We start from the raw sequence: 13988 nt of genomic DNA, 5'->3' as shown, positions 1-13988 counted from the left end.
TAAATTGAAACGTCTATTCAATGGTATACACTTAAACTAGATCGCAAACGGTTTTAGGCTTCCAAGTACAGTAAGGTATGCACGTCAAGAATAAAGGCTTCACTTTAATAGAGCTAATTGTAGTAATCGTTGTGCTTGGCATACTAGCTGTCACTGCTGCGCCTAAGCTTCTAAACATTCAAAAAGACGCGCAAGTGGGCGCGCTTCAGGGCTTAAAATCTGCCCTAGTCGCTTCTTCAGATGTTGTCTATGCAAAATCACTCCTTGAGGGTGTTGAAGGCAGCGCTGATACCACCCTAACTTCAGGTATTCGTGTACGCTATGGCTACCCTTACGCAACACAAACAAATTTAAAACTCGTAGCAGACTTCACCGAGGACGATTGGAAATTAACAGGCTCGGCCCCTGAAGTTATCTTCACTCTAGAAAGAAAAACTAGCGGCTTTAGCAATGACGAGATTGAAGAAGACGACGTATGTAAGCTTACCTATCGTCATCCCAATCAAGGTGACAAACCCACTATAACCGTCAATAACTGTAATGCCTAACACAACCTTCGCGCAGTAATAGCAGAAACTTCTCGCGCTTGCACACTCTCTTCTAGAAGCTTTCATTTCACGCAGAATAACGGACGTGAGTGAATGCTCTCTGCCCGCCGGCATCGCAGGAATGTGGTGTCGTACCTCTTACTTAAAGCCGGAATGGGTTCACGGCGAGCTTTCTCCTCACCCCAAAGCTTTCTGCTTTGCAAATTGTGAAGGAAGTGAAGCCCCATCGAAAACTGATCGTAGCAGGGAGGCTGCTGAGAAGCCGCTATGAATGGTTTTACGGCGTGTTCCCCTTCCTCCTCTCAAGCTATTTACTATGCCGATTAAGGAGGGAGTGAAGCCCCATCAAACACTGATCGCAGCAGGGACGCTGCTGCGAAGCCGCCATGGATGGTTTTACGGCGTATCCCCCTCTCCTACAAAGTCTTATTTAAAGCATAGTAAGGGCATACGCTCACGCACTTTCCAAAAGGCATAAAAAAAGCGCACCTAAGTGCGCTTTTTTGGCTTCTGTTGCTAAGTCTAGATTAGTCTAGGATCTTAGATACAACACCAGCACCTACTGTACGACCACCTTCACGGATTGCGAAACGAAGACCTTCTTCCATCGCAATCGGAGCAATTAGCTCAACTTTGAATTTAAGGTTGTCACCAGGCATTACCATTTCTACGCCTTCTGGAAGCTCTACAGCACCAGTTACGTCAGTTGTACGGAAGTAGAACTGTGGACGGTAGCCTTTGAAGAATGGAGTATGACGACCACCTTCATCTTTAGACAGTACGTATACTTCTGCTTCGAAGTTAACGTGCGGAGTGATTGAACCAGGCTTAGCTAGTACTTGACCACGTTCAACTTCATCACGCTTAGTACCACGTAGAAGAACACCAACGTTCTCACCCGCGCGGCCTTCGTCAAGAAGCTTACGGAACATCTCAACACCAGTACAAGTAGTCTTAGTAGTGTCTTTGATACCTACGATTTCTACTTCTTCACCAACCTTGATGATACCTTGCTCAACACGACCTGTTACAACAGTACCACGGCCTGAGATTGAGAATACGTCTTCGATTGGAAGGATGAACGGCTTGTCGATTGCACGCTCTGGCTCTGGGATGTATGAATCAAGCGCTTCACCAAGCTCGATGATTTTCTTTTCCCACTCTGCGTCGCCTTCAAGCGCTTTAAGAGCTGAACCTTGGATAACTGGTAGGTCATCACCTGGGAATTCGTATTCGTTAAGAAGTTCACGAACTTCCATTTCTACTAGCTCTAGAAGCTCTTCATCATCAACCATGTCACACTTGTTCATGAATACGATGATGTAAGGAATACCAACCTGACGACCAAGTAGGATGTGCTCACGAGTCTGTGGCATAGGGCCATCAGTCGCAGCTACTACTAGGATACCACCGTCCATCTGAGCAGCACCAGTGATCATGTTTTTAACGTAATCAGCGTGTCCTGGGCAGTCTACGTGTGCGTAGTGACGAGTAGGAGTGTCATATTCTACGTGTGAAGTAGAAATGGTGATACCACGAGCTTTCTCTTCAGGCGCGTTATCGATTTGATCGAAAGCCTGAGCAGAACCGCCGTAAGTTTTAGAAAGAACTGTAGTGATAGCTGCAGTTAGGGTAGTTTTACCGTGGTCAACGTGGCCGATTGTACCCACGTTTACGTGGGGTTTCGTACGTTCAAACTTTTCTTTTGCCATTTTTCTCGTTTCCTAAGTTAAAAGTCCGACCCACCAATAGACCGGACCGAACCTTCATTTAGATTAAATTCTAGATTCAATAATAGCCTGCGCCACATTGTTCGGCGCCTCAGAATAATTGAAGAACTCCATTGAGTATGAAGCACGACCTTGTGTTTGTGAACGCAAATCAGTTGCGTAGCCAAACATTTCTGAAAGCGGCACTTTTGCACGTATTATTTTAACACCTGCTACGCCATCTTCCATACCTTCGATCATGCCGCGGCGACGATTAATGTCACCAACTACATCACCCATCCAGTCTTCTGGAGTAGTCACTTCAACTTTCATTGTGGGTTCAAGCAACACCGGATTTGCTTCTGCGGCGCCTTTTTTGAAACCCATAGAGCCGGCGATCTTAAACGCCATTTCAGAAGAGTCAACATCGTGGTACGAACCATCAAACAAAGTAACCTTTACATCTAGTACCGGGAACCCTGCAAGAACACCACTTCGCATCTGCTCCTGAATTCCTTTATCGACCGCTGGAATGAACTCTTTTGGTACAACACCACCGACGATTTCGTTCACAAATTCGTAGCCTGAACCTTCTTCCTGAGGCTCAATGCGCAGCCATACATGACCAAATTGGCCGCGGCCGCCTGACTGACGAACGAACTTCCCTTCCACTTCAACAGATTTACGAAGGGTTTCGCGATAAGCAACCTGTGGGTTACCTACGTTACATTCAACTTTAAATTCGCGCTTCATGCGGTCGACAATGATATCAAGGTGTAGTTCACCCATACCTGAGATAATTGTCTGCCCCGTCTCGTCATCAGTTTTAACTTTAAACGACGGATCTTCTGCCGCAAGCTTGCTAAGGGCAATGCCCATTTTCTCTTGGTCAGCCTGAGATTTAGGCTCAACCGCTATTGAAATAACAGGGTCGGGGAATTCCATACGCTCTAACGTGATAACGTTATTAGGATCGCAAAGCGTATCACCCGTGGTTACATCTTTAAGGCCGATAGCAGCGGCAATGTCACCTGCGCGTACTTCTTTAAGCTCTTCGCGGTCTTTCGCGTGCATTTGCACGATACGCCCGAATCGCTCACGTTTACCCTTAACAGGGTTGTAAACCGTATCACCCGTGTTTACTACACCAGAGTAACAACGGAAGAAGGTTAGCGTACCCACAAATGGGTCGGTCGCTATTTTAAATGCTAGCGCTGAGAACGGCTCATCGTCGCTTGAATGACGCTCTGCTTCTGTCTCGTCTTTGTCGTCAAGTACACCTGTGATGGCCTTAACTTCTGTTGGAGACGGAAGATAATGAATAACAGAGTCTAGTACTGCCTGAACACCTTTGTTTTTGAAGGCACTGCCACAAGTGGCAAGAACAATTTCGTTGTTCAGTGTACGCGTACGAAGGCCTAAACGGATTTCTTCTTCAGTAAGCTCTTCGCCTTCTAAATACTTATCCATCAGCTCATCAGACGCTTCTGCAGCCGCTTCGATCATTTCGGTGCGGTACTGCTCAGCGGTATCAAGATATTCAGCTGGAATGTCTTCATAGGTAAATGTCATACCCATGTCGTCTTCATTCCAGTTAATGGCTTTCATCTTCACAAGGTCGATGACGCCATGGAAATTCTCTTCAGCGCCCATGTTGATTTGAATCGGAACACAGTTTGCGCCTAAACGCTTGCGGATTTGCCCCACAACGCGCTCAAAATCAGCGCCAGCCCGGTCCATTTTATTAACGAACACTAGGCGTGGCACTTGATATTTGTCAGCCTGTCGCCAGACTGTCTCTGATTGAGGTTCTACCCCAGAAGACCCACAGAACACAACTACTGCACCGTCTAGTACACGTAATGAACGCTCTACTTCTATAGTAAAGTCTACGTGTCCAGGGGTGTCGATGATGTTAATTCTGTGCTGATCGAACTGTTGCTCCATACCAGACCAGAAGCAAGTCGTTGCAGCAGACGTGATAGTAATACCACGCTCCTGCTCTTGCTCCATCCAGTCCATGGTAGCAGCACCATCGTGCACTTCACCGATTTTGTGAGACAGTCCTGTATAAAACAGGACTCGCTCTGTGGTCGTGGTTTTACCCGCGTCCACGTGAGCCACAATACCAATATTGCGATAACGCTCAATCGAGGTCTTACGAGGCATAAATCTCTCTCAGTTAAATAACGTTGATTACCAACGGTAGTGAGCAAACGCTTTGTTTGCTTCGGCCATACGGTGAACGTCTTCACGTTTCTTAACCGCTGAACCTTTATTATCTGCTGCGTCTAGCATTTCAGCCGCTAGGCGTTGTGCCATAGACTTTTCGCCACGTTTACGTGCAGCTTCTACCATCCAACGCATACCTAGCGCGTTACGACGAACTGGACGTACTTCAACTGGAACCTGATAAGTTGAACCACCAACACGACGAGACTTAACCTCTACTGTTGGGCGGATGTTATCAAGCGCTTCCTCGAAGATATCTAGGTGTGCTTTGCCGGTTTTTTCAGCAACAATATCAAGCGCACCGTAAACGATTCTTTCAGCGACTGACTTTTTGCCGTCGAGCATTACGACATTCATGAATTTCGCAAGCAGTTGTGAACCAAATTTTGGCTCTGGTAGGATTTTACGTTGACCTACGACTCTTCTTCTTGGCATTTTCTATTCTCCGTATGAATTCAGGGAAAACCCAAAACTCTTAAACTTCAGTTTGGCCTTACTAACGGAGAACCGTTAAGATTTAGGCTTCTTCGCGCCGTACTTAGAACGGGCTTGTCTACGATCGTTTACACCTGCGCAGTCAAGAGTACCGCGAACTGTGTGATAACGAACACCTGGTAGATCTTTAACACGACCACCACGGATAAGTACTACACTGTGCTCTTGTAGGTTGTGACCTTCACCACCGATGTATGAAGAAACTTCAAAACCGTTAGTTAGACGTACACGACATACTTTACGTAGTGCAGAGTTTGGTTTCTTAGGCGTAGTAGTATATACACGAGTACATACACCACGTCTTTGTGGACAAGCTTGTAGAGCAGCTACGTTGCTTTTTTCAACGGGCTTTCTACGCGGCTTGCGCACTAACTGGTTAACTGTTGCCATTAACTAGCTCCTGATTAAAAACTACGAAAACCCAATCACTGTGATTGGGTCCATATTAATGCGATTAATTGTTTAATCGCGCTTGTTTGTGAACATTGTGCTCGTCAATATTCACTGAGCGCTGATACGAAAAACCGCGACCGTTTATCGAGCCATTTGATGGCTATCCAAAATCGGGTCGCGGAATATTAAAGATCATCGCTCTGACTGTCAAGGTGTACAAAGCTTAAGCAGTTAATTTATCTGCAATCTGTACAACTTGACTGCCAAATTGTTAGGAGTACGTTAACGTACTCCTATGATCATGCCTTATTCGGCAGTATCTTCGTCTGCACCTGCATTAAGCGCTTCGGTTAGTGCCTGTTCTGCTTCAGCAGCAGATACTGACATTTCTTCGATTTGCTCTTTGCGTTTTTGTGCACGGCGTTCATGGTAAGCGAAACCGGTACCCGCTGGAATTAGACGACCAACGATTACGTTTTCTTTCAGACCGCGTAGGTCATCTTCTTTACCTTGAACCGCAGCTTCAGTTAGAACACGTGTTGTTTCTTGGAACGATGCAGCTGAGATAAATGACTCAGTAGACAGTGACGCTTTAGTGATACCAAGCAGTTGTGTTTCGTACTGCGCTGGGATCTTTCCGTGTTTTTCAATTTCACGGTTAGCCACTTTAACGTTCGATACTTCAACCTGTTCGCCTTCAAGGAACTGCGTATCGCCTGGATTAGTGATAATGCACTTACGTAGCATCTGACGGATAACTACTTCGATGTGCTTATCGTTAATCTTAACACCCTGTAGACGGTATACTTCCTGAACTTCGTTCACGATGTAGTTTGCCACTGCTGAGATACCACGTAGACGTAGGATATCGTGCGGAGACTCTGGACCATCAGCGATAACTTCGCCTTTTTCCACTTTCTCACCTTCGAACACGTTAAGCTGACGCCACTTAGGAATCATCTCTTCGTATGCGTCACCCTCAGCAGGCGTAATTACAAGACGCTTCTTACCTTTGGTCTCTTTACCGAAGCCGATAGTACCTGAGATTTCTGCAAGAATTGCAGGCTCTTTAGGCTTACGTGCTTCAAATAGGTCCGCAACGCGCGGTAGACCACCGGTGATATCACGAGTCTTCGAGCTTTCCTGAGGAATACGTGCTAACACGTCACCTTCGTTAGCCACTTTACCTTCTTTCGCTTCGATTGTGGTGAAGCTTGGAAGACGAATTTCTTGAAGACCGAACTCGTCGCTTTCAAGAATTAGCTTAGGCTCTTTCGCGTTAACTTTCGCAAGGTCTTTAACAACGATACGTGTTAGACCAGTAAGCTCGTCTTGCTGCATTTCGGTGTTAGAGTCATCAATGTCTGCGAAGCTTAATCTTAGCTGCACGTTCAGTGATGATTGGGTGACTATGCGGGTCCCAGTTAGCAACAATGTCGCCAGCTGCAATCGTTGCGCCGTCATCCACGCTAAGTACAGCACCGTAAGGTACTTTATAGCGCTCTTTCTCACGGCCTTGCTCGTCGATAACAGTAAGTTCTGTTGAACGAGAAACGATAACCACTTTGCCGTCAGAGTTACGTACGAATTTCGCGTTGTGTAGCTTAAGGCTACCCGCCGTCTTAACTTGTACGCTGTTCTCAGCAGATGCTCGTGATGCCGCACCACCGATGTGGAACGTACGCATGGTAAGCTGTGTACCTGGCTCACCGATTGACTGTGCTGCAATAACACCAACAGATTCACCGCTACCCACCATGTGACCACGTGCAAGGTCACGACCGTAACACTTAGCACAAACACCGAAGTCGTTGTCACAAGTGATTACCGAGCGAACCATGATTTGGTCAACTGAGTTAGCTTCAAGCATGTCTACTAACGCTTCGTCTAGAAGAACGTTACGCTCTACTAGTACTTCGTTAGTACCTGGCTTAAGTACATCTTCTGCTACCACACGACCTAGTACGCGCTCGCGTAGTGGCTCAACTACGTCACCACCTTCGATTAGTGGTGTCATTTGAACACCTTCGAATGTGCCACAGTCGTCGTTAGTGATTACCAAGTCTTGTGCAACGTCTACTAGACGACGCGTTAGGTAACCCGAGTTAGCTGTCTTAAGTGCGGTATCCGCTAGACCTTTACGAGCACCGTGAGTTGAGATGAAGTACTGTAGTACGTTCAGACCTTCACGGAAGTTCGCCGTAATTGGGGTTTCGATGATTGAGCCATCTGGCTTAGCCATGAGACCACGCATACCTGCTAGCTGACGAATCTGAGCGGCACTACCACGAGCACCCGAGTCGGCCATCATGTAAACAGAGTTAAATGATGATTGCTCTTCTTCTTCGCCATCGCGGTTAATTACGATGTCAGTCTTAAGGTTATCCATCATGGCCTTAGCAACTTTTTCGTTGGCATTTGACCAGATATCGATAACTTTGTTGTAACGCTCACCCGCGGTAACAAGACCGTTTTGGAACTGTTCCTGAATTTCAATAACTTCTGCTTCCGCTGCATCGATGATGTCTTTCTTCGCAGCAGGAATAACCATATCGTCGATACCAACAGACGCACCCGCGATCATCGCGTAGTGGAAACCGGTATACATGATTTGGTCAGCAGCAATTACTGTATCTTTCAGACCTAGCGTACGGTAACAAGCATTCAATAGTTTTGAAATTTAGCTTCTTGCCCATTGCTTGGTTGATGATTTCAAACGGCAGACCCTTTGGAAGGATCAATGAGAAAATTGCACGACCAACAGTAGTGTCAGTTAGCGTTACTTTCTCAGTTTTATTGCCATCTTCATCGATGTCATATTCAGTAATACGTACTTTAACGCGAGAGTGAAGCTCAGCATTACCTGTACGGTACGCTTTTTCTGCTTCATTCGGGCTGGTAAATACCATGCCTTCGCCTAAGCCGTTTACTTTGTCACGCGTTAGGTAATAAAGACCTAATACAACGTCCTGTGAAGGTACGATGATTGGCTCACCGTTCGCTGGAGACAGGATGTTATTCGTTGACATCATAAGTGCACGCGCTTCTAGCTGTGCTTCGATTGTCAACGGTACGTGTACCGCCATTTGGTCACCATCGAAGTCGGCGTTGTACGCTGCACACACTAGCGGGTGAAGCTGAATCGCTTTACCTTCGATTAGTGTAGGTTCGAATGCTTGGATACCCAAACGGTGAAGTGTAGGTGCACGGTTAAGTAGTACCGGGTGTTCGCGGATAACGTCGTCTAGTACGTCCCAAACCTCTGGTGCTTCGCGCTCTACTAAGCTTCTTAGCTGCTTTAATTGTTGTCGCAAGACCACGACCTTCAAGCTTACCGTAGATAAACGGCTTAAATAGCTCAAGTGCCATCTTTTTAGGAAGACCACACTGGTGAAGACGTAGCGTTGGACCAACGGTAATTACAGAACGGCCTGAGTAGTCAACACGCTTACCAAGAAGGTTTTGACGGAAACGACCTTGCTTACCTTTGATCATGTCTGCAAGCGACTTAAGTGGACGCTTGTTAGAACCGGTAATTGCACGACCACGACGTCCGTTATCTAGAAGCGCATCAACAGACTCTTGAAGCATACGCTTTTCGTTGCGTACGATAATGTCTGGAGCAGCTAGGTCTAGAAGACGCTTAAGACGGTTGTTACGGTTAATTACACGACGGTATAGGTCGTTAAGGTCAGACGTTGCAAAACGGCCGCCATCTAGTGGTACTAGAGGACGTAAATCTGGTGGAAGTACCGGAAGAACCGTCATGATCATCCACTCTGGCTTGTTGCCAGACTGTTGGAATGACTCAAGTAACTTAAGACGCTTAGTAATTTTCTTACGCTTAGTTTCAGAGTTGATTGAAGGCAGTTCTTCACGCATAGCCGCTACATCTGCGTCTACGTCAAGTACCGTTAGAAGATCGAATACTGCTTCAGCACCCATCTTCGCATCAAACTCGTCACCGTGCTCTTCAAGTGCATCCAAATACTCTTCTTCGTTAAGAAGTTGGCTGCGCTCAAGTGTAGTCATACCTGGCTCTGTAACCACGTATGATTCAAAGTAAAGTACACGTTCAATATCACGAAGTGTCATATCAAGCATAAGGCCGATACGAGACGGTAGTGATTTAAGGAACCAGATGTGTGCAACCGGGCTAGCTAGCTCGATGTGACCCATACGCTCACGGCGTACTTTAGTCAGTGTAACTTCAACGCCACACTTTTCACAGATAACACCACGGTGCTTAAGGCGCTTGTACTTACCGCAAAGACATTCATAGTCTTTAACCGGACCAAAGATACGCGCACAGAACAGACCGTCACGCTCAGGCTTGAACGTACGGTAGTTAATTGTTTCAGGCTTTTTAACTTCACCAAATGACCATGAACGGATCATGTCAGGTGAAGACAGACCAATTCGAATATTATCGAATTCTTCGGTCTTGTTTTGTTGCTTTAGAAACTTTAATAAGTCTTTCACATTACTCTCCCAGCGGAGTCAGTCTCTAGAACCCGGCGCAAGCGCCGGGCCATCTCATAACATTACGCGGCGATTGCCGTATTACTTTTCTTCAAGCTCGATGTTGATACCCAACGAGCGAATTTCTTTAAGTAGTACGTTGAATGATTCTGGCATGCCAGGTTCCATTCTGTGGTCGCCATCGACGATGTTCTTGTACATCTTGGTACGGCCGTTAACGTCATCTGACTTAACAGTAAGCATTTCCTGAAGGGTATATGCTGCACCGTATGCTTCAAGTGCCCACACTTCCATCTCACCGAAGCGCTGACCACCAAACTGTGCTTTACCACCAAGAGGCTGCTGTGTAACAAGGCTGTAAGAACCAGTAGAACGCGCGTGCATCTTGTCGTCTACTAAGTGGTTCAGTTTCAGCATGTACATGTAACCAACCGTAACTGGACGCTCAAACTCGCGACCTGTACGACCGTCGAACAATGAAATCTGACCGCTTTCTGGAATATCAGCAAGCTTCAGCATTTCTTTGATTTCAGATTCACGAGCACCATCGAACACAGGCGTTGCAATTGGAACACCCTTACGAAGGTTTTCCGCTAAGCGACGTACTTCGTGGTCTGTGAAGTTATCGATGTCAACTTCTTGGTGATTTTCACCAAGCTCGTACACCTTCTTCAAGAACTCACGCAGTTCAGCCAGCTCACGCTGCTCTTTAATCATGCGATCTATCTTCACACCAAGACCGTGTGCAGCCATACCCAAGTGAGTTTCTAGGATCTGACCGATGTTCATACGAGACGGTACACCTAGTGGGTTAAGAACGATATCTACCGGCGTACCGTTAGCATCGTATGGCATGTCTTCTACAGGCTGGATAGTCGAGATAACACCTTTGTTACCGTGACGTCCGGCCATCTTGTCACCCGGTTGGATGTGACGCTTAACCGCAAGGTAAACCTTAACAATCTTAAGTACGCCAGGCGCTAGGTCATCGCCTTGTGTGATCTTACGACGCTTAGTTTCAAACTTCTTATCGAAGTCTAATTTGATTTCAGCATGTTGATCAGCGATTTGGTCAAGCTCTAGCTGTGCATCTTCACTGTTAAGTGCGATTTCAAACCACTTTTCACGCGGCAGGCTGTCAAGCTTAGCTTGGTCAACACCAGCACGTAGAAGTGCAGTTTGTGCACGGGCAAAGATACCGTCTGCAAGAATTTCGAATTCGTCAGTAAGGTCTTTCTTAACCTGACGTAGCTGCATATCTTCAATTTCTAGCGCGCGCTTGTCTTTCTCTACACCGTCACGGGTAAATACTTGAACGTCGATTACGGTACCGTGAACAGAGTTAGGTACACGTAGAGACGTATCTTTAACGTCAGACGCTTTTTCACCGAAGATTGCACGTAGTAGTTTCTCTTCTGGCGTAAGCTGAGTTTCACCTTTAGGCGTTACTTTACCTACTAGGATGTCACCGCCTTTCACTTCCGCACCAATGTAAACAACACCTGATTCATCAAGTTTGCTTAGTGCAGATTCACCCACGTTCGGGATATCAGAAGAAATCTCTTCTGGCCCAAGCTTAGTATCACGAGCGATACAGCTAAGCTCTTGAATGTGGATTGTAGTGAAACGGTCTTCCTGCGCTACACGCTCAGAAATAAGGATTGAATCCTCGAAGTTGTAACCATTCCACGGCATGAACGCAATACGCATGTTCTGACCAAGTGCAAGGTCACCTAGGTCTGTTGAAGGACCGTCAGCTAGCACGTCACCAGTAACAATCGGGTCACCAACGCTACAGGTAGGCTTCTGATTGATACAAGTGTTCTGGTTAGAACGCGTGTATTTAGTCAGGTTATAGATATCGATACCCGCTTCACCTGGAAGCATTTCATCTTCGTCTACTTTAATTACGATACGGCTGGCATCAACATAGTCAACCACACCACCGCGCTTAGCAACTACAGTAACACCTGAGTCAACCGCGATAGTTCTTTCCATACCGGTACCAACTAGCGGCTTATCAGCGCGCAATGTAGGTACTGCCTGACGTTGCATGTTCGCACCCATAAGTGCACGGTTTGCATCATCGTGCTCTAGGAATGGAATAATGCTCGCAGCAATTGAAACGATTTGCTGTGGTGAAACGTCCATGTATTTGATGTCTTCAGTTGGCATCAAAGTAGTTTCACCACGGTGACGACATGGAATTAGGTCGTCTACCAACTCGCCATTTTCAGTCAGCGCAATGTTAGCCTGAGCGATTGCGAATTGACCTTCTTCAATTGCAGATAAGTAATCGATTTCGTCTGTTACCACACCATCAACAATGCGACGGAAAGGTGTTTCAAGGAAACCGAAGTCATTGGTACGCGCGAAGCTTGCCAATGAGTTAATAAGACCGATGTTCGGGCCTTCCGGCGTTTCGATTGGACATAGACGACCATAGTGAGTCGGGTGTACGTCTCGAACCTCGAAGCCTGCACGTTCACGTGTAAGACCACCCGGGCCTAATGCAGAAATACGACGCTTGTGCGTTACTTCTGATAGCGGGTTGTTTTGGTCCATGAACTGAGAAAGCTGAGATGAACCGAAGAACTCTTTAACCGCAGCCGAGATAGGCTTAGCGTTTATTAGGTCCTGTGGCATTACGTTGTCTAGATCGCCTAAGCTTAGACGCTCTTTAACTGCACGCTCAACGCGTACAAGACCAACGCGGAATTGGTTCTCTGCCATTTCACCAACAGAACGGATACGACGGTTACCTAGGTGATCGATATCATCTACTTCGTCTTTACCGTCACGAATCATTATTAGCTGCTTCATTACAGAAATAATGTCTTCTTTATCTAGTGTGCCCGAACCAATAAGTTCTTCACGGCCTAGACGGCGGTTGAACTTCATGCGGCCAACAGAAGAAAGGTCGTAACGTTCGTCAGAGAAGAATAAGTTATCGAACAAGGTTTCCGCTGCGTCTTTTGTTGGTGGCTCACCAGGACGCATCATACGGTAGATTTCAACTAGTGCTTCTAGGCGGTTAGTTGAAGAGTCGATACGAAGTGTATCTGAAATATATGAACCGTGGTCAAGCTCGTTGATGTAAAGCGTTTCGAACTCTTTGATACCCGCTTGGCTTAGTGCCGCAAGGTTCTCAAGGGTAAGTTCTTCGTTCGCGCTTACAATAACTTCGCCAGTATCTTCGTTTACGTAAGTAGCAGCGTATACGCGGCCAATTAGGTAATCAGCTGGAACTTCTAGCTCAGTAAGACCTGCTTTCTCTAGTGCACGAGTATGACGTGCTGAGATACGACGACCAGTTTCAACAACAACGTTGCCTTCACCATCGATAATATCAAAAGCGGCAGTTTCACCACGAAGGCGATCTGGAACCACTTCCATCATCAACTTGTCTTTATTGATACGTATGCCAACTTTGTCGAAGAAAGTATCAAGGATTTCTTCAGACGTCATTTCAAGTGCGCGCAAAATAATGGTTGCAGGCAATTTACGACGACGGTCAATACGTACAAATAGGTTATCTTTCGGGTCAAACTCGAAGTCTAACCACGAACCACGGTAAGGAATTACACGTGCGTTATAAAGCACTTTACCTGACGAGTGGGTTTTACCTTTGTCGTGATCAAAGAATACACCAGGTGAACGGTGTAGTTGTGACACGATAACACGCTCAGTACCATTGATAACGAACGTACCGTTCTCAGTCATCAACGGGATCTCGCCCATGTACACTTCTTGTTCTTTAATATCTTTTACGGTACCTGGGGCAGCGTCTTTATCGAACAACACTAACCGTAGTTTTACTCTTAACGGAGCAGAGAAAGTTACGCCACGAATTTGACATTCTTTAACGTCGAAAACTGGCTCTCCCAGGCGGTAGCTTACATATTGAAGCTCTGAACTACCTGAGTAGCTTTTAATTGGAAAAACGGAACGAAATGCTGCTTCCAAACCGTATTGAGCTTCCGGATCGGTCTCAATAAACTTTTTGAAAGAATCAAGCTGAATTGAAAGAAGGTATGGAATTTCCAGTACCTGTGGGCGTTTGCCAAAATCCTTACGGATACGTTTCTTTTCGCTATAAGAGTAAACCATGGGTTCCTCAGCCTGCTGA

General features: G+C 46.3%; 6 protein-coding genes and 1 pseudogene. 1 reads left to right on the top strand and 6 read right to left on the bottom strand.

Going from position 1 to position 13988, the window contains the following annotated elements; all coding sequences use genetic code 11:
* Positions 1-77: 77 nt before the first annotated feature.
* Positions 78-548, top strand: a complete 471-nt coding sequence (locus tag ACYX4M_RS09025; RefSeq protein ID WP_476082733.1) for a type II secretion system protein — start codon at positions 78-80, stop codon at positions 546-548.
* Positions 549-1075: 527 nt separating this feature from the next.
* Here the strand turns inward: ACYX4M_RS09025 and tuf are convergent.
* The 6 genes and pseudogenes from tuf to rpoB form a co-directional block, all read right to left on the bottom strand.
* The gene (tuf, locus tag ACYX4M_RS09020) at positions 1076-2260 is read right to left on the bottom strand and encodes an elongation factor Tu (RefSeq protein ID WP_012519826.1); all 1185 of its coding nucleotides are present in this window, start codon (positions 2258-2260) and stop codon (positions 1076-1078) included.
* Between the two features lie 63 nt (positions 2261-2323).
* Positions 2324-4426: an elongation factor G gene (gene fusA, locus ACYX4M_RS09015; protein ID WP_334060627.1), complete on the bottom strand. Its 2103-nt coding sequence runs from the start codon at positions 4424-4426 to the stop codon at positions 2324-2326.
* Positions 4427-4453: 27 nt separating this feature from the next.
* Positions 4454-4924: a 30S ribosomal protein S7 gene (gene rpsG / locus ACYX4M_RS09010; RefSeq protein WP_014980519.1), complete on the bottom strand. Its 471-nt coding sequence runs from the start codon at positions 4922-4924 to the stop codon at positions 4454-4456.
* Positions 4925-4999: 75 nt separating this feature from the next.
* On the bottom strand, positions 5000-5374 hold the full coding sequence (gene rpsL, locus ACYX4M_RS09005; RefSeq protein WP_025257518.1) for a 30S ribosomal protein S12: 375 nt from the start codon (positions 5372-5374) through the stop codon (positions 5000-5002).
* 309 nt (positions 5375-5683) lie between these two features.
* Positions 5684-9859, bottom strand: a pseudogene (gene rpoC / locus ACYX4M_RS09000) (DNA-directed RNA polymerase subunit beta').
* A gap of 81 nt (positions 9860-9940) precedes the next feature.
* Entirely contained in the window at positions 9941-13969 is a 4029-nt protein-coding gene (gene rpoB / locus ACYX4M_RS08995) for a DNA-directed RNA polymerase subunit beta (RefSeq protein ID WP_474872384.1), read from the bottom strand.
* Positions 13970-13988 lie beyond the last annotated feature (19 nt).

This window comes from Alteromonas sp. ABV4_150 (assembly GCF_056311745.1).
The sequence above is the reverse complement of the archived record's forward strand: the minus strand, read 5'-3'. Positions and strand labels throughout refer to the sequence as shown.

Excerpts from the sequence above, each read along its gene's own strand:
- tuf (WP_012519826.1), bottom strand. The coding sequence starts at position 2,260 with ATGGCAAAAGAAAAGTTTGAACGTACGAAACCCCACGTAAACGTGGGT.
- rpoB (WP_474872384.1), bottom strand. The coding sequence starts at position 13,969 with ATGGTTTACTCTTATAGCGAAAAGAAACGTATCCGTAAGGATTTTGGC.
- ACYX4M_RS09025 (WP_476082733.1), top strand. The coding sequence starts at position 78 with ATGCACGTCAAGAATAAAGGCTTCACTTTAATAGAGCTAATTGTAGTA.
- rpsL (WP_025257518.1), bottom strand. The coding sequence starts at position 5,374 with ATGGCAACAGTTAACCAGTTAGTGCGCAAGCCGCGTAGAAAGCCCGTT.
- rpsG (WP_014980519.1), bottom strand. The coding sequence starts at position 4,924 with ATGCCAAGAAGAAGAGTCGTAGGTCAACGTAAAATCCTACCAGAGCCA.
- fusA (WP_334060627.1), bottom strand. The coding sequence starts at position 4,426 with ATGCCTCGTAAGACCTCGATTGAGCGTTATCGCAATATTGGTATTGTG.